Annotated in this window: 17 protein-coding genes; 6 read left to right on the forward strand and 11 right to left on the reverse strand. The window is 63.9% G+C overall.

Features of this window, described 5'->3' with window-relative positions; translation table 11 throughout:
- Positions 1-261 precede the first annotated feature (261 nt).
- Both AC0L3A_RS22010 and AC0L3A_RS22015 read left to right on the forward strand, forming a co-directional pair.
- Positions 262-435: a hypothetical protein gene (locus tag AC0L3A_RS22010; RefSeq protein ID WP_007612258.1), complete on the forward strand. Its 174-nt coding sequence runs from the start codon at positions 262-264 to the stop codon at positions 433-435.
- A 116-nt stretch (positions 436-551) separates the two neighbouring features.
- On the forward strand, positions 552-1,226 hold the full coding sequence (locus AC0L3A_RS22015; RefSeq protein WP_473255183.1) for a methyltransferase family protein: 675 nt from the start codon (positions 552-554) through the stop codon (positions 1,224-1,226).
- Between the two features lie 24 nt (positions 1,227-1,250).
- On the opposite strand, the gene AC0L3A_RS22020 is transcribed toward AC0L3A_RS22015, so the two are convergent.
- Positions 1,251-1,958: a glutathione S-transferase gene (locus tag AC0L3A_RS22020; RefSeq protein ID WP_473255184.1), complete on the reverse strand. Its 708-nt coding sequence runs from the start codon at positions 1,956-1,958 to the stop codon at positions 1,251-1,253.
- A 186-nt stretch (positions 1,959-2,144) separates the two neighbouring features.
- On the reverse strand, positions 2,145-2,825 hold the full coding sequence (locus AC0L3A_RS22025; protein ID WP_473255185.1) for a lectin: 681 nt from the start codon (positions 2,823-2,825) through the stop codon (positions 2,145-2,147).
- Between the two features lie 328 nt (positions 2,826-3,153).
- On the opposite strand from AC0L3A_RS22025, the gene AC0L3A_RS22030 reads away from it, so the two are divergent.
- From AC0L3A_RS22030 to AC0L3A_RS22045, 4 genes are all read left to right on the forward strand, one after another.
- Positions 3,154-4,167 carry an NrtA/SsuA/CpmA family ABC transporter substrate-binding protein gene (locus AC0L3A_RS22030; protein WP_473255186.1) on the forward strand — a complete coding sequence of 338 codons (1,014 nt, stop codon included), beginning with the start codon at positions 3,154-3,156 and terminating at the stop codon, positions 4,165-4,167.
- A 182-nt stretch (positions 4,168-4,349) separates the two neighbouring features.
- Positions 4,350-5,006, forward strand: coding sequence for an ABC transporter permease (locus AC0L3A_RS22035; protein ID WP_240543214.1), 657 nt, complete (start codon positions 4,350-4,352; stop codon positions 5,004-5,006).
- 20 nt (positions 5,007-5,026) lie between these two features.
- Positions 5,027-5,866, forward strand: coding sequence for an ABC transporter ATP-binding protein (locus tag AC0L3A_RS22040; protein ID WP_007602161.1), 840 nt, complete (start codon positions 5,027-5,029; stop codon positions 5,864-5,866).
- An 89-nt stretch (positions 5,867-5,955) separates the two neighbouring features.
- Positions 5,956-6,681, forward strand: coding sequence for a Crp/Fnr family transcriptional regulator (locus tag AC0L3A_RS22045; RefSeq protein ID WP_354159229.1), 726 nt, complete (start codon positions 5,956-5,958; stop codon positions 6,679-6,681).
- Between the two features lie 10 nt (positions 6,682-6,691).
- On the opposite strand, the gene atzF is transcribed toward AC0L3A_RS22045, so the two are convergent.
- From atzF to flgB, 9 genes are all read right to left on the reverse strand, one after another.
- Positions 6,692-8,077 (reverse strand): allophanate hydrolase, encoded by a 1,386-nt coding sequence (gene atzF / locus AC0L3A_RS22050; protein ID WP_473255187.1) that lies wholly within the window; start codon positions 8,075-8,077, stop codon positions 6,692-6,694.
- A gap of 166 nt (positions 8,078-8,243) precedes the next feature.
- Positions 8,244-9,248 (reverse strand): Tim44 domain-containing protein, encoded by a 1,005-nt coding sequence (locus AC0L3A_RS22055; protein ID WP_219685044.1) that lies wholly within the window; start codon positions 9,246-9,248, stop codon positions 8,244-8,246.
- Positions 9,249-9,453: 205 nt separating this feature from the next.
- Positions 9,454-12,036, reverse strand: a complete 2,583-nt coding sequence (gene cckA / locus AC0L3A_RS22060) for a cell cycle histidine kinase CckA (protein WP_473255188.1) — start codon at positions 12,034-12,036, stop codon at positions 9,454-9,456.
- A gap of 154 nt (positions 12,037-12,190) precedes the next feature.
- Positions 12,191-13,270: a flagellar biosynthesis protein FlhB gene (gene flhB / locus AC0L3A_RS22065; protein ID WP_007602156.1), complete on the reverse strand. Its 1,080-nt coding sequence runs from the start codon at positions 13,268-13,270 to the stop codon at positions 12,191-12,193.
- An 11-nt stretch (positions 13,271-13,281) separates the two neighbouring features.
- Complete coding sequence (gene fliR, locus AC0L3A_RS22070; RefSeq protein ID WP_007602155.1) at positions 13,282-14,052, reverse strand: flagellar biosynthetic protein FliR; 771 nt, start codon at positions 14,050-14,052, stop codon at positions 13,282-13,284.
- 17 nt (positions 14,053-14,069) lie between these two features.
- Complete coding sequence (fliQ, locus tag AC0L3A_RS22075; RefSeq protein WP_007602153.1) at positions 14,070-14,333, reverse strand: flagellar biosynthesis protein FliQ; 264 nt, start codon at positions 14,331-14,333, stop codon at positions 14,070-14,072.
- A gap of 175 nt (positions 14,334-14,508) precedes the next feature.
- Entirely contained in the window at positions 14,509-14,817 is a 309-nt protein-coding gene (gene fliE, locus AC0L3A_RS22080; protein ID WP_473255189.1) for a flagellar hook-basal body complex protein FliE, read from the reverse strand.
- A gap of 16 nt (positions 14,818-14,833) precedes the next feature.
- Entirely contained in the window at positions 14,834-15,259 is a 426-nt protein-coding gene (gene flgC, locus AC0L3A_RS22085) for a flagellar basal body rod protein FlgC (protein ID WP_007602149.1), read from the reverse strand.
- 18 nt (positions 15,260-15,277) lie between these two features.
- Positions 15,278-15,682 carry a flagellar basal body rod protein FlgB gene (flgB, locus tag AC0L3A_RS22090; RefSeq protein WP_007602147.1) on the reverse strand — a complete coding sequence of 135 codons (405 nt, stop codon included), beginning with the start codon at positions 15,680-15,682 and terminating at the stop codon, positions 15,278-15,280.
- Positions 15,683-15,837 lie beyond the last annotated feature (155 nt).

Genomic DNA, 15,837 nt, shown 5'->3' on the forward strand with positions numbered 1-15,837 from the left:
GCCATCGGCTATATCAGCCCGGTCGAGATGGAGCTAAAATCGGCTTGATCCATGTCCACTTTTTTGGGGGAAGATCAGGATTGCTTCGCTGCGCTCGTAATGACGAGGAGAGGTCTGTCCTCTCGCGGAAACAGCATTTATGGCGGCGCGAAAGCGGCCTCCTCCACCGCACCGGATCCCTTGCATTTTAACGATTGGCTTGAAGGAAATTTCGCGTCTCGCGGCGCAGGGTCAATTGTTTCCATATGTGAGGATTTGTGGATGAGCGTTTCTACCGTTTCGCCGCCGCCGATCGCGATCGTGGTGCCAAGCTACGACACGACCAAGCAGCAGGACGATCAGATCAAGACCAAAGACAACGACCCGACCTATAAGCCGCCGCCGCCTGCGCCGCTGCCGCCGGGTCAGGGTACGCGGATCGATCAGCTCGCCTGATCAGCCGCGTCGAAGATGAAATGCCCGATCCGGTCGATCGGGCTTTTCGCGTGTCCGGCCGCAACTTCGCCGGATAGCGGGGCCAATATTGTGCGCGGCTACCCTGAGACCTGCGCATGATCGCAAGACTCCTGTTGCAGAGCACGATCACCACCGCCGCCATGGGCGCGCTGCTGTTCGCGTCCGCGGGCACCCTGCATTGGCCTTCGGCCTGGGTGTTCCTCGCGACCTCCGCCCTGCTCGGCCCGCTTTGCGGCTGGTGGCTTTACCGGGTCGACCCCGCACTGCTCGCCGAACGTCTGCGGCCGGTCCTGCAAAAGGACCAGCCCGCCGCCGACAAAATGTTCATGACCGTCTTCGTCGTCGCGATGCTGGTCTGGCTGGCGGCGATCGGGCTCGACCGGCGTACGCTGTCCTCCGACGTGCCGATGGCGCTGCAGATGCTCGGCTTCGCCCTGTTCCTGCTCTCGACGCTGTTCATCCTCTGGGTTTTCCGCGAGAACTCGTTCGCGGCGCCCGTGGTGAAGCTGCAGGCCGAGCGCGCGCAGCACGTGATCTCGACGGGGCCTTATGCCCATGTGCGCCATCCCATGTACAGCGGCATGATCCTGTTCTTCGCCGGCGTGCCGCTGCTTCTGGGCTCGTGGTGGGGACTTCTGATGGTGCCGCTATTCCTCGTCTTGTTTGCGATCCGCATTCGCATCGAGGAGCGCACGCTGCGCGAGGGCCTACCGGGCTATGCCGACTATGTGACGCGCGTGCGCTATCGCCTGCTGCCTGGCCTGTGGTGAGCGCGCGCATCACTCTGCTGTGCTTTAACCATCCAACTCGCGGTAGCGGCGGAAGATGCCCTGCTCGTTAAAGACAATGCGGCGCCCGCTATCGAGATAGGCCTTGATGTTCCGCCGCTCCGCGACGCGGTCGTGCAGGCCAACGAGGCCTGGGATATCTGTCTCGAACGCCTTCATCCGCTTCGGAAACGCATAGCGTAGTCCCGCGACGAGCTGGAACAGCGAGAGATCGACATAGGTCAGCCTGCGGCCCGTGACGTAGGCGCCGCCATTGTCCTCAAGGAGCTGCTCGAAATAGCCGAGATATTTCGGCACGCGCTCGCCCCAGAAGTCGGCGGTGCGCTTCTTTGCCGGCGGTTTCTGATCTTCGTAGTAGAGCGAGGGCCCGAGCGGATGATGGGTGTCGTGAATCTCGACCACGAAATCGGTGATCGTCAGTTGGAGCTGATGGACCCAGAGTTGACCGGCCTCCGACTTCGGGGCGAGGGCGTGGCGGGCGCCGAGATAGAGCAGGATGTTCGCGGTCTGGCCGATGACGAGCTTGCCGGCTTTGAGGAACGGCGGCGCAAAGGGCGGCGTGCCCTTGTGCGCGTCCATCATCTTCATCATCGCAGCTGTGCCGCGTGGGCCGCGCGCCACGTCGACGTATGCCGCGCCCGCCTCCTCCAGCGCCAGCCGCACATATTCACCGCGGCCCTGGATCTCGGGCCAATAATAGAGCTCGTATTTCATGGAAGGGGTCCGTGAGCGTGGAAGCGACAGGACCAATTTATCACGCGCGACAAGGTTCCGTAAGGATGAGGTGGAACGGCGGCACCACACGCTCCGTCATTGCGAGCGCAGCGAAGCAATCCAGACTGTCACCCTGGAGCGACTCTGGATTGCTTCGTCGCTGCGCTCCTCGCAATGACGGCAGCCTCAATTCGACGCGAAGCAATACAGCAGCCCGTCGCCGCCGGTGCTCTTCAGGTCGGCCTGCGAGCAGCCGCCATCAGGGCCGCGTGAGGGATGCGAGCTGTTCCACGATTTCGACGGCTCGTCATCGCGCAGGCCTTGACGATCGGCATGGCCCACGACCGCCGCGCCTTGCGTGCTCGACGTCCAGTTCTTGCAGGTCTTGTCGTCACCCGCGGGAAATGCGCTGCCGTCGGCTTGCGAACCCGTGAGGATGTCGTGCCGGTTCGGCGTGTCGCCGCGGCCGTTGATGACCTCGCCCTTCTCGCTGAGCGCGGTCTGCTTGGTCAGGTTGTTGGCCGCACCGTGCAATTCGGCAACGTCCTTGGCGATCACAGCGCCCTTGGCGTTCTGCCACGGTCCCTTGCCGATGCGGTCGCGCGCGTTGACGGCCGGCTTGCCGTCGGCGGCCTGCGTGGAGAGATAGGCGCGCCAGGTCTTACTGCCGGCGCCGCCGGCCTGGCCCAGCTTCTGGCACTGCGCATCGGCCCCCTCCAGGCCGCCGAGATCGGCGCCTCTGCCAGGACCATTGGACGTCACGAAGAACGTCATGTCGGCCGACTGCGCTCGCGCCGATGGCGCCGCAAGCAAGGCCGCAGCGAGCGCGAGGCCTGTAATCGTCGCGGATCTCTCGATACGGATCATCCTGTCCTCCCTTTGTGTTTTTGTTGGCCGCCAGATTTCAACCCGACGCCGGCCCGCTTATTCCAATGCCGCGATGCGAGACGCCCTGGTTTTTCATGTCGTCTGCGATCAGTTGGTCAGCGGGATCGCCGACGATTCCCAGCCGCTTCCCGACTGCCATGTCGATTAATTGCTTCCCGGGACAAGGGTGCCGGGCGAGCATACCAAATGGGCCGATCCTCAAGTGATCGTCCAGGGGAGGACGCGGGGGACTGTGGCGGGACCGTTCAGGGCGGTATCCGCGATCACATCGGGGCTGCGCAGGGCGCGGCGCAAGGGGGAGATCGTCATGCACCGGACCACCATCCGCCCAATCACGACAATTGCCGGCCGTGCCACCCTTTGCTGCCTTGCCATCGGTCTTGCCATCGGTCCGAACTGCGCCTTGGCCGCGGAACTGCTCAAAGCCCGACTTGCGCAAAACCTCGGACCGATCTCCGGCATTGCGATCGTCGCCAAATCGAAGGGAATCTTCGAAAAGAACGGACTGGACATCACAGTCTCGAACTTCACGTCCGGCAAGCAGTGCCTGGACACGGTGATCGGGGGCGGCGCCGACATCGCGACGACGGCCGAGGCGCCGGTCACCGCTTCGGCGATGGCAAACCAGCCCATCGCCTTCGTCGCCGGCATGGAATATTCCGACCTCAAGACGGTCGTCGCGGCCAGGGCCGGCGTCAAGACCAAGGCCGATCTTCGCGGCAAGCGAATCGCCTTCACTGCCGGCACCGGCAGCGAGGTTTACACGGCGACCTTGCTGAAGTCGGTGGGATTGACGCCCAAGGATGTCACCCTCGTCAACCTGCGGCCCCAGGAAATGCTGCCGGCACTTGCAGCCGGAAGCATCGACGCGATCGACACCTGGGAGCCCCACGTCGCCAACGCGAAGAAGGCCCTGGGCGAAGCCGTCGCTGAGCTCGATACAACGGGCACTTACTCCGAGACGTTCAACATCGTCGTCATGAGGCCCTATCTGGATGCCAACCCTGCGCTGGTCGAGAAGTTCATCGCCGCACTGATCGATGCCGAGGTCTGGATGAAGGAACACCCGGATGAAGCGATCACGACAGTGGCGGACGCGGTTGGAATGAAGCGGGACGAACTCGCGCCCATCTGGGCCGACTATGTTTACCGGGTGCGTCTCGACGACCGGCTGATCGAGATTCTCAAGACCCACTCCGCATGGCGCCTCGAGAGCGGCAACCATCCTCCGGGAGCGGCGATGCCCGACTTCAGCAAGGTCGTCGTCACCGAGCCACTGAAAAAGGTCGATCCCGCACGCGTCACCCTGTCGTGGAAATAGGCACCCGCGCGGCCATGCAGGAAGCCACTTCAGCGGGACGCGATATTGCCATCCTCACTGGCGGTCGCGCTCGGCGGCCGAATTCAGTTCGGCTTCGCCGTCTCAATATTCTGGTCGGGGCGCTTTCGCTTCCCTTGTTCATTGGGCTCTGGGAACTTGTCTCCCGTTCCGGAACCGTCAACATGGTGCTGTTTCCGCCGCCCACGGTGGTTGCTGCGGCCGTGCTTGAATGGATCCGAAGCGGACAGTTCTTTAGCGATCTGTTGGCCAGCCTCTTTCGCGTCACCACGGGATTCATCATAGGCGGCGCACTCGGCATCCTGCTCGGTGTTCTCACCGGCCAATTCCCCGTTATCTCGAGCTTGCTGTCCCCGCTATTCCATATCTTGCGGCCAATTCCGCCGATTGCGTTCGTGCCGATCGTCATCCTCTGGTTCGGCCTGTCGGAGGCGGGAAAATTGTTCCTCGTCGTATGGGGCGTATTCTTCACGGTATGGCTTTCGACTCACATCGGCGTGCAGAAGGTCGACCGTGGCCTGATTCGGGCGGCGTTGATGCTCGGCACGCCCCGACGGCAGATGCTGCAGGAGATCGTGCTGCTGGGCGCGCTTCCCTACATTGTGGTCGGGTTGCGCACCGCCGTCAGCATCTCCTTCTATACGCTTGTCGCGGCTGAACTGGCCGGCGCTTTCGCCGGCATCGTCTACAGGATCGAGATTGCGCAGCAGAATTTGCAAACGGGCCAGGTCATGGGCGGGCTCGCAGCGCTCGGGTTGATGTCGTTCATCGCCGACCGGCTGTTTGCGGCTCTTGCCGAACGTATCGTCTGGTGGCGCTGATGTCGGGATCTCGATCGGGCATGAAACTGGCGCTGGCAAGTTCGCCTGCCTCCGTCGAATCGGCGCGGAAACAACCGGCCATTCAAGTCTCGAACCTGAGCATCGTCTTCGACACCAAGCGCGGGCAAATGATTGCGGTCGATCGCGTTTCGTTTGACGTGGCGCCTGGCGAGTTCGTTTGCATCGCCGGGCCCTCCGGCTGCGGCAAGTCGACGGTGCTCAATACGATCGCCGGGCTGGAAGTGCCGTTCGAAGGCGAGATCCTGGTCGAGGGCGCGCCCGTCTACAGTCCGCGTCCCGATGTCGGCATGGTGTTCCAGCAGCCGCATCTCTTTCCCTGGAAGTCCGTCCGCAGCAACATCGCCCACGGCCCCCGGATGCTCGGGAAGTCCAAGACGGAAGCGTATGCCATCGCCGACGATCTGATCGCGATGGTTGGCCTCAAGCGTTTCGCCGACGCTTATCCGAACACGCTGTCCGGCGGCATGCAACAGCGCGTGGCGATCGCGCGAGCGCTGGCCAATCAGCCCCGTGTGCTGCTGATGGACGAGCCCTTCGGGGCGCTCGACGCGCAGACCCGCGCGGTGATGCAAGACAATCTGCTGGCGCTGCGCGACCGGATCAAGGCGACAATCGTATTCGTGACGCATGATATCGATGAAGCCATCGTGCTGGCCGACCGCGTTCTCATCATGAGCGCGGGACCCGGCCGCATCCTGCGCGAAGTCGCGGTCAAGCTGCCGCGCCCACGGTCGAGTTCTGTCATGGTCGAGCCAGCTTATCTGTCGCTCAAGAAGGATTGTCTCGACGTCATCCGCGCAGAAGGGTTGCGGGCGTTCAATCAGTCGGACGCGGACTGATGACGCGGAGCCCGCGGGTCTGAGGCGGACGCAGCGGGCTGGCATGGTTCTTGAATATTCGATGCCGGGTCTCACATGCGGAGCCGGCCATGCACAGGGCGAACAGCGCGATAGCGGCAGGTGTGATGCTCGCGGAGTCGGACGATCTCGTCAGACCGCTGCCCGGCTTGCTGGATGGTCTCAACCGGGCTGATTGCAATCGCTTGCGTGCGATCGGACGCGAAAAGATCCTGGAAGCCGGCCAACTGGTTTGGTCTCAGGGCGACGCACAGGCCGGGATCTACCTGATCAGCGAGGGACGCATACGCAGCTACTATGCTGCACCGTCGGGGCGCGAAGTCACGCTCGCCTATTGGTTTCCCGGCAACTTCGTCGGCGGGCCCGACATATTCGGGACGGGCCCGCACATGTGGACATCGGTTGCAGCCGAGCGCAGCCGGTTGACGTTCATGCCCGGACCGGCGCTGCGGCGGCTTGCGCTGGAATCGCCGACGATTGCCGTCGCCTTGCTGGATGCCCTCGCATTCAAGGCGCGATGCTATTCGGCGATGGCCCAGATGCTTGGGACGCGCTCGGTGACCGAGCGGCTGCACAGCCTGCTGATCTTCCTGTCGCACGTCTACGGCGTGAAGCGCGACAACGAGGTCGTCGTCGGCATGCCGTTCACCCACGGGGATCTCGCCAACCTCATCGGATCCACCCGCCAATGGGTGACCGTGCAACTCGCGCGGCTCCAGGACGAAGGCGTGATCAGATACGAAAGATCCGTGATTTCGATCCTGGATATTTCTACGCTCGGGCAGGCGATGGGATAATGTCCGCCCTTTAGCCGCCAGACTTCAATTCGAACGCCGATCCGTCTGCGCCGGCCTCGAACCGCCGCGCCAGTCCGATCAGCGCGCGATCGTGCCAGGCCGGCGCCAGCAGGGTCACGCCCATGGGCATGCCGTTTGGCAATTTCGCATTCGGAACGGCGACGCCGCAGAGATCGAGTAGATTGGCAAAGTACGAGTAGTAGCCCAGACGATTGTTGAGGGTGATCGGATCACGATGCATCTCCTCCAGTGTGAACGGCCGCGGTGCAGTCGGAACCACGAGAGCATCGATGCCGGCAAAGATTGCTTCGGCGTCGCGGCGAAGCCGGTGCAGCCGGTGAATGGCGCCAAACGTGTCGATCGCCGAATAGCCGGCGGCTGAGCCCAGCACGGTCCTCGTGACATCAAGCAGGGCGCCGGATTCGATGTCGATGAGAGAAGCGATGGCGGAGTGCCGCTCCGCGACCCAGGGACCGCTGAACATCAACTCCCCCGCTTGGCGGAATGGGGCAAAGTCCACCTCGATCGCCGTTCCTCCGATATGAGCAAGACGTTCGCAGGCGCTCTCGTAGAGTTCGCCGCATTCCGACATGCCGAAGCATTCGAGATCTGCTGGCGCAACGCGGCCGAACCGGAATGATGCCGCCGCCCCGTTGGCGGAGAAAAAGGTTCTGGGCAGGCGGCTGTAGGGATCTTCGAAATCAAACCCTTCGATGATGTCGAGGATTGCTTCGCCGTCGCTGACGGTATTGCAGAATACCGACACGCAATCGATCGTCGGACAATTCGGCACCAGGCCACGTGATGACACCAGCCCAACGGTCGGCTTGATTCCGACGATGTTGTTGAACCCGGCAGGTATGCGCCCCGAGCCGCCGGTATCGGTGCCGAGCGCAAAGGCGACGTGCCCCGCCGCCACGGCGACCGCGGAGCCGGAACTGGAACCGCCCGCAACATAGCGGGCATCGGCAACCGACGCGCAGGGGCCATGGGGCGAGCGCACGCCGGACAGGCCTGTGGCGAACTGATCGAGATTGGTCTTTCCGAGGCAAATTGCGCCGGCTGCGGTGAGGCGTTCGACGCTATGCGCGGAATGCCAGGGCGTGTAGCTGAACGCCGGACATGCGGCAGTGGTCGGCATTCCCGCAACGTCGATATTGTCCTTCACACCAAAGGGAATGCCGAGCAGCGGAAGATTTTCGCCCGTCCGCGCGCGCGCCACCAGCTTATGGCATTCTTCGAGTGCCTCCTGCCGTGGGCGAAGATAGATCCAGCAATTGCGGTCGCGCTCGGCCTCGATCCGGTCATACGCCGTTCCGATCGCCTCCAGCAGCAGGGACGAACTCCTGGCAATGCCTTCGTAGTTTGTCCTGAGGCGCGCGACACACTGGCTCACGGAATATCTCCTCATCCAACCGGCAGGCGCGAAATTGCGGCAGCTCTGCGCGGCCAACAAGCAATTAAGTGCTTCGCCCAAATGGCCGCCTGACCGAAACGCGCAGCTCAAACAAAAAGGGCGCCGTGCCGAAGCACGACGCCCTCGTTTGTCGCTATACGCGCGATCAGTTGGTCTGCTGGATCGCCGACAGTTCCCAGGCGCCGCCCGGACGTCGGGCAAAGGTCCAGACCTCGGTGGCCTCGCCCGGCTGCTCGCTGCCGGCGACAATGGCGCCGGTATTGCGGTCGAGCGTCTTGTCGGTGAGCGCGAAGCGCAGCGCCACCGTCGCGTAATCGGTCTCGCCTTCGCGCCAGGATTCCGCGAGGTCGCCCTGCAACAGCTTCACGCCGCTGACCTTGTTGACGACATTGCGCGCGCGGTTCTGGCCGAGGTCCTGCTCGAAATAGGAGACCATTTCCGGCGTCGCCAACGTGTGCAGCTTGGCCACGTCCTCATTCGACCACGCGGTCTGGACATCGCCGAGCAGGCGCTCGAACGCTTCATAGTCGTCCGGCTTGATCTCGAGCGGGGCGTTGTTGGCGCCGAAGCCGAAGCCGCCGCCAAGACCGCCACCAAGACCACCACGGTTATTCGCCTGCGGTCCCGGACCGGCACCGGCGTCAGCGTTGGCATAGGCCGCCTGCGGGGTGTGCCGGCGCTGCCACCAGGACATCGCCAGCCGAACCACGAGCACCACGAGCACGATCTGGATGACCAGGCCGATGATCGACGACAGGCCGCCGAGGCCGCCGAACAGGCCACCGCCGAACAGCATGCCGAGCAGGCCGGCGCCGAGGAACCCGGCCGCAAGGCCGCCCAGGAAACCGCCACCGCGGCCGAACAGGCCGCCACGCGCGGGTGCGGCGGCAGCCGAATTCATGCCTGCGCCCGGCTGGGTGTAGGTCCGATTGAACTGCGAGGTCGAGCCCGGCGCGGTCGTGGTCGACGGCGGGGCCGAATAGGTGCGCGAACCGCGCGAACCAGACGACATGCCGCCACCGACGCGCGCGTCGGCGGACGAGATCGCCAGCGCAGTCGGCAGCGCAAGCGCCAGCACGACGGCAATCGTCTTGAAGAGGCTGCGGGAGCGTTGCGAGAAATTCATGTTGGTTTCCCAGATCCCCGGCATGGGGACGTGCCCCTAAGATGGGCAGCCTTCCGTAAAAAGGAAGCCACTATCGGAACTTATGGCTGCGGCCCTCAGTCGCGGGGATGTGGCAAAAGCCCATCTTTGGCGGCAGCTTGGCCGGGCGTGCGAAGGAGCCGCGGTCGCGGGTTACCGGTCACTTGTGCGACGGGAGTTCCGGTTTCCCGTCGTCATGGCGTCGAGGCCCTCACCCCGCCTTCGCCATCGTCTCCTTCACGGCCGCCACGAGCTGGCTGAGCGTGAACGGCTTGGGCAGGAAGTCGAACTGCTGGCCTTCGGGCAGGCTCTTCTCGAATGCGTCTTCCGCGTAGCCGGAGACGAAGATGAACTTGATGTCGGGATTCTTCTCGCGCATCGCCTTGAGCAGTGTCGGGCCGTCCATCTCCGGCATCACGACGTCGGACACGACGAGATCGATTCCGCCGCTCTGCTCTTCCAGTACCTCCAGCGCCTCGACACCGTTCTCGGCCTCGACCACTGTGTAGCCGCGCGAGCGCAGACCGCGCGCGTTGAGCGCGCGCAGGCCCTCTTCGTCCTCGACCAGGAGGATGGTGCCCTGTCCGGTGAGATCGGTGCGGGGCTTGGCGTCCGTCACGGACCCGGCTTCCTTCGCGGCACCATTGCTGGCGCCAACGACCGGCGCCGGCTGCTCGACCTGCACCTCCGGCTCGGCATGATGGCGCGGCAGGAAGATCTGGAACGAGGTGCCCTGCCCCGGCTCGGAATCCACGTAAATGAAGCCACCGGTCTGCTTGACGATGCCGTAGACGGTGGAGAGCCCGAGGCCGGTGCCCTTGCCGACTTCCTTGGTCGAGAAGAACGGCTCGAAGATCTTGTCGCGGATATCGGCGGGGATGCCGGTACCGGTGTCGGCGACCTCGATCCGCACGTAATCCGCTGCCGGCATGCCCTTGTAGGCCAGCCTGGCCGCTTCCTCGGTGGTGACGTTGGCGGTGCGGATGATCAGCTTGCCGCCGTCGGGCATGGCATCGCGCGCGTTGACCGCGAGGTTGACGATGACCTGCTCGAACTGGGAGACGTCGACCTTGACCGGCCAGAGATCGCGGCCGTGGATGGTCTCGTGCTTGACCTTCTCGCCGATCAGGCGACGCAGCAGCATGGCGAGATCAGAGAGCGCGTCGCCGAGGTCGAGCACCTGCGGCCGCAGTGTCTGCCGCCGCGAGAACGCCAGCAACTGCCGCACCAGCGTGGCGGCCCGCGTCGCGTTCTGCTTGATCTGCATGATATCCTGGAACGACGGGTCGGTCGGCTTGTGCGCGTTCAGCAGGAAGTCGTTCGCCATCATGATGGCGGAGAGCACGTTGTTGAAGTCGTGGGCGATGCCACCGGCGAGCTGGCCGACGGTCTCCATCTTCTGCGACTGGTTGATCTGGTTCTCCAGCGCGCGCCGCTCGGTGGTCTCGAGCATGTGCACGATGGCGACTTCGGCGTCGTTCTCGGCCGCGTCCACGGGCGTGACGAAGAACTGGCCCCAGCGCTCTCTGGTTCCTTCGAGCGCCACTTCGACCGGCGCGACGTCGGCCTGGCCCTCCGCGGCCTGGTTGATGGCCGCGATCAAAAGATGCCGGTCGCGCGAATTGACCGCGCGGAAGATCGACTTGCTGGCGCTGTCGAGCCCTAGCGCCTGCCCGAGCTTGGCGTAGCGCGCATTGGCGCGCACGACGTTGCCGCCGCGGTCGACGGTGGCGATCGCCATCGGGGTATGGTCGAAGAAGCGCATGAAGCGCACTTCGGCGGCACGGTCCGGATCGCTGCGCTCGTCGCGGGCACGGCTGATCACCAGCGTGCGCGACGGGCCCGGCGCGCCGTCGGCGCCGAAGGCGAGCTTGTGATAGAGCCGCACCGGCATGGTCTTGCCGGTACGCATGCGCAGGTCGATGTCGAAGACCTCGGTCTTCACCTCGCCCGGCACCGACACGATCGCGGTCAGCAGCGAAGCGCCATCGCCGGAGACAATGTCGGTGAGCTTCAGCCCGCCCGAGCCGATCTCGGCAAGGTCGTAGTCGAGCCAGTTCGCCAGCGTCGCGTTGACATAAGCGAGCTCGCCGGCCGGATTGACCGAGAAAAAACCGCAGGGCGCGTGATCGAGATATTCGATCGCGTGCTGGAGTTCCTGGAACACGTCCTCCTGGCGCTCGCGGTCGCGGGTGATGTCGGCGATCGACCACACCGCATATCTCGTCTCGCGCTTGCCGGTGCCGAGAGGCCGCACCCGCATGCGTAGCCAGCGGCCCTGGCTGCCGTCATTGCCGGAGATGCGCACCTCTTCCTGCTGCCGCTTGCCTTCGCGCGCGGCTTTCAACAGGCGGAACACCGCCTCGGAGACGTCGGGGTTGCCGATGAAGACGCGCTCCACGGGACGCACGTCCTGTGGGCCGGCGGCGCCGGTCAGCGTCAGATAGGCCGCGTTGGAATAGACCACATGGCCGCGCGGGTCGGTCACGGCGAGGCCGTCAAAGGCGTGGTCGGCGATGCGCCCCATCACGGGATCGTCGAGATTGCGATCGACGAAGCGGATGATGCCGGCGGCGAAGGCGAACAGGTTGAACAGGCCGACCATCGCCAGCACGGCGAGGATGCCGAGGATATAGGGCTGGGCCTGCGCGCGCCCGAGCGTCATCAACCCGACGGCAACGGCGACGAGGCCGGCGGCCACCAGCAGCACCAGCGCAATGCTGCCCGAGCGCGGCGACGGCTCGTGCGCCGCAACGGGCTCGCGTGTGAGGTCGTGGTCGGTCTCGGCAGTCATCTCAAGCTGGCACAGCCTGTCGGCAGAGAATCAACGCGCTACACGGCGCGCAGGGTCCTCCCTGCCTGAATCGGACCCGCAGACGCAAGGGCAGCAGGGGCGAAAGGTACGCTGATTCCCAGATTACGGCCATTTCCAGTACTTTTCAGGGGTATTATTGCCGGCTGGCACCGAATCCGCTCTTCAGACGCATGACGTAGCCGATGACTTCGGCGACCGCATGGTAGTGCTCGGTCGGGATTTCCTCGTCGATCTCGACGGTGGCGTAGAGGGCGCGGGCGAGCGGCACGTTCTCGACGATCGGGATGTCGTGCTCGCGCGCGATCTCCCGGATCTTGAAAGCGAGGTTGTCGACGCCCTTGGCGACGCAGATCGGCGCCGACATGCCGCGCTCGTAGGACAGCGCGATCGAGTAGTGGGTCGGGTTGGTGATGATCACGGAAGCCTTGGGAACCGCCGCCATCATGCGCTTCTTGGAGCGCTGCTGGCGCAGCTGCCTGAGCTTGCCCTTGATGTGCGGGTCGCCTTCGGACTGCTTGAACTCTTCCTTGATCTCCTGGAGCGACATCTTCTGCCGCTGGAACCAGCTGCGATACTGGAAGAAATAGTCGCCGATGGCGATGATCGCGAGCGCCGCGACCACCGCGCCGAGCAGATGAATGGTCAGGCTGGTGGAGGCGCCGAGCAGGGCGGCCGGATCGAGCCTGACCATCGCCTCCATGCGATGCCGCTCCGGCCACAGGATCATGGTCATGACCGCGCCGAGCACGATCAGCTTGCCGAGACCCTTGAGGAAGTTCGCCGCCGCTTGCTTGCCGAAGATGCGCTTGAGGCCCTCGGCCGGCGACAGCTTGCTGAACTTGGGCTTGAGAGATTCGGCCGACCAGACCAGGCGGTGCTGCAGCACGTTGCCGGCAATTGCAGCCAGCACCAGCATCAGCAGCGGCACGCCCACCGCCGCGAGCACAGCGACTTCGATCTGCTGCATCAGGGCGAGCAGCGCCCTGCCGTCGGTCTTGATCATCCAGGAATTGGCGAGCAGGTTGCGCATCGGCGCCAATAGCCCGCTACCGACCGATCCTGAGAAGCTCGAGACCACCAGCGTGGCGCCCGCAATCATGAACCAGGTGTTGATCTCCTGACTCTTGGCGACGTCACCGCGTTCGAGCGCCTCTTCGAGACGTTTTTGCGTCGGGTCTTCTGTTTGACTCTCTGGATCGTTGTCTTCCGCCATCGATCACCCGGTCACTTGAGTGGCATCATCTGGTGCATGACACCGATGAAATAGTCGAGATAGGTACCCATCATCGCCGTGAGCACCACGGCGAGCACCAGGAAGCCGGCGAAGATCGAGAGCGGCACGCCGACGAAATAAACTTGCATCTGCGGCATCAGCCGCGCCAGCACGCCGAGCCCGATGTTGAAGACGAGGCCGAACACCAGGAACGGGCCGGAAAGTTGCAAGCCCAGGCGGAACGCGGCGGCAAAGGCGCGCGTCGCCAGCGCGGCGACATCGCCGCTCGACACGGTCTCGCCCGGCGCGAAGATCGTGTAGCTGTCGTTCAGTGCCGCGATCACCAGATGATGACTGTCGGTGGCGAACAGCAGCGTGACCCCCAATATCGTCAGGAAGTTGCCGACCAGCACGCCCTGCTGTCCCTGCGTCGGATCGACCGAGGTGACGAAGCCGAGCCCCATCTGCTGCGCGATCACGGCACCGGCAACCTGCAGCGCCGACAACGTCACCCGCGCGGTCGCCCCCAGCACGATGCCGATCACGATCTCATGCAGCATCAGGACCAGCAGCGGCGCGATCGAACCCATGTCGACCTGATAGGCGTTGCGATGCAGCGGCAGGATGATCAGCGTGAGCAGCAGCGCGATCGACAATTTGATCCGTGTCGGGATATTGGTCTCGCCCAGGCCCGGCAACAGCATCACCATCGCGCCGACCCGGGCAAAGGCGAGCATGAAGGAGGCGGCAAGCGCCGGCAGCAGCGAGACGTCGATGCGCATGATGGGCGCATAGTGCCTCAGCCGCCGATGATTCGCGACGATATCCGCAGCATGTGGGAATGCAGTGCGTCGGCCATGAACGGCAAGGCCAACAGCATTGTGGCAAAGATGGCCAGGATCTTCGGCACGTAGATCAGTGTCTGCTCCTGGATCTGCGTCAGCGCCTGGAACAGCGACACGACGACGCCGACCACGAGGCCGACCAACATCAGGGGCGACGACACGATCACGATGGTCCAGATCGCATCACGCGCGACGTCGAGTGTTTCCGGTCCGGTCATTGCACAATTCCCTTGTCTTATTCCTCGCCTCCCACCGCTCTTGCGAGCGATGCGAAGACCTATCCCCCGTCATTGCGAGCGTAGCGAAGCAATCCAGACTGCTGCTTCGGAAAGACTCTCTGGATTGCTTCGCTGCGCTCGCAATGACGATTGGGGCGGGCGCGAGCGCCAAAAATCAGATCGGCATCTTCATGATGTCTTCATAGGCCGCAATCACACGGTCGCGGACCGAGACCAGCGTCGACACGGCGACGTCGGTGTCTGCGACCGCCGTCACCACGTCCATCACATTGGCCTTGCCGGCGGCCATCGCCACCGTCTGCGCATCGGATTTTCGGCCGGACTCCAGGACGCTGCCGACAGTGTCTTTCAGAAGAGAGGCGAAGGACTGCCCGCTCGGCTCGTTGCCCTTGCTGGCACCGCTGTTCTCCAGCACGCGAGCGAGGTTTGCATAGGCGTTGGCGGCAATTGTCGGTGTTGCCATGGTTCAAATGTCCTGTTCAGCTCTTGAGGATGTCGAGGGTGCGCTGGATCATCCGGCGTGTCGCGCTGATGATGTTGAGATTGGCCTCGTACGACCGCTGCGCGTCGCGCATGTCGGTCATCTCGACCACCGAGTTTACGTTCGGATATTTGACGTTACCGGTCGCATCCGCCGCCGGATTGTTCGGCTCGTATTTGGTGCGGAAATTGGACTGGTCGGGCTTGATCCTGCCGAGGGTAACGACCTGCGCGTCGAGTGTACGGTCGAGCGCCGAGGAGAAGGTCGGCACCTTGCGCCGGTAAGGATCGCCGCCGGCGGTCTGCGACGTCGAATCCGCATTTGCGATGTTCTCCGAGATCACCCGCATGCGCCCAGCCTGCGCCCGCAGACCGGAGGTCGCGATCGCCATCGAGCGGGCAAAGTCGCTGCTGTCATTCGCCATGATGCGCTTCCTCTAGCTCTAGCCTTTGCCGATCGCGGTCTTGAGCAGATGCAGGCTCTTCGAATAGAGCGAGGTCACCGCCGCATAATCCATCTGGTTGCTGGCGGCCTTCATCATCTCCTCTTCGAGATTGACGGCGTTGCCCGCGGGGCGGGTCTCAAAACCCGCATTCTTGTTCTGGTCGAATCCGGAGGCCGCGCCTGACGGCGCCATGTGGGAACCGCTGGTGCGGGTGAGCGCCAAGGGGCCCATCGAACCCGTGACGGCACCGCTCTTGTCCAGCTTCGGCTCGACCAGGTCGCGCGGCCGGAATTTGGGCGTGTCGGAATTGGAGACGTTCTCGGAAAGGACGCGCTGGCGCTCCTGGTGCCATTGCATCTTGGTGCGAAGCGCCGATAGCACCGGAAGATCGTTGATGGACATCGTTGCGGCTCCTTCCGCCTCGCAGGACCCATGGGTCCGAAGCTAGGCAGAATTTGCCGCCTGTATGGTTAACAGCTGGTTAAGGAGGTCGCAGGCAGTTGTCCCCGCCGGGACACGAACGCGCACGCCCCGTGATTCTACGCCTCCAAAAGCGG

This window comes from Bradyrhizobium sp. MI1.3, assembly GCF_055811695.1.

Excerpts from the sequence above, each read along its gene's own strand:
- AC0L3A_RS22010 (WP_007612258.1), top strand. The coding sequence starts at position 262 with ATGAGCGTTTCTACCGTTTCGCCGCCGCCGATCGCGATCGTGGTGCCA.
- AC0L3A_RS22015 (WP_473255183.1), top strand. The coding sequence starts at position 552 with ATGATCGCAAGACTCCTGTTGCAGAGCACGATCACCACCGCCGCCATG.
- AC0L3A_RS22020 (WP_473255184.1), bottom strand. The coding sequence starts at position 1,958 with ATGAAATACGAGCTCTATTATTGGCCCGAGATCCAGGGCCGCGGTGAA.
- AC0L3A_RS22025 (WP_473255185.1), bottom strand. The coding sequence starts at position 2,825 with ATGATCCGTATCGAGAGATCCGCGACGATTACAGGCCTCGCGCTCGCT.
- AC0L3A_RS22030 (WP_473255186.1), top strand. The coding sequence starts at position 3,154 with ATGCACCGGACCACCATCCGCCCAATCACGACAATTGCCGGCCGTGCC.
- AC0L3A_RS22035 (WP_240543214.1), top strand. The coding sequence starts at position 4,350 with ATGGTGCTGTTTCCGCCGCCCACGGTGGTTGCTGCGGCCGTGCTTGAA.
- AC0L3A_RS22040 (WP_007602161.1), top strand. The coding sequence starts at position 5,027 with ATGAAACTGGCGCTGGCAAGTTCGCCTGCCTCCGTCGAATCGGCGCGG.
- AC0L3A_RS22045 (WP_354159229.1), top strand. The coding sequence starts at position 5,956 with ATGCACAGGGCGAACAGCGCGATAGCGGCAGGTGTGATGCTCGCGGAG.
- AC0L3A_RS22055 (WP_219685044.1), bottom strand. The coding sequence starts at position 9,248 with ATGCCGGGGATCTGGGAAACCAACATGAATTTCTCGCAACGCTCCCGC.
- cckA (WP_473255188.1), bottom strand. The coding sequence starts at position 12,036 with ATGACTGCCGAGACCGACCACGACCTCACACGCGAGCCCGTTGCGGCG.
- flhB (WP_007602156.1), bottom strand. The coding sequence starts at position 13,270 with ATGGCGGAAGACAACGATCCAGAGAGTCAAACAGAAGACCCGACGCAA.
- fliR (WP_007602155.1), bottom strand. The coding sequence starts at position 14,052 with ATGCGCATCGACGTCTCGCTGCTGCCGGCGCTTGCCGCCTCCTTCATG.
- fliQ (WP_007602153.1), bottom strand. The coding sequence starts at position 14,333 with ATGACCGGACCGGAAACACTCGACGTCGCGCGTGATGCGATCTGGACC.
- fliE (WP_473255189.1), bottom strand. The coding sequence starts at position 14,817 with ATGGCAACACCGACAATTGCCGCCAACGCCTATGCAAACCTCGCTCGC.
- flgC (WP_007602149.1), bottom strand. The coding sequence starts at position 15,259 with ATGGCGAATGACAGCAGCGACTTTGCCCGCTCGATGGCGATCGCGACC.
- flgB (WP_007602147.1), bottom strand. The coding sequence starts at position 15,682 with ATGTCCATCAACGATCTTCCGGTGCTATCGGCGCTTCGCACCAAGATG.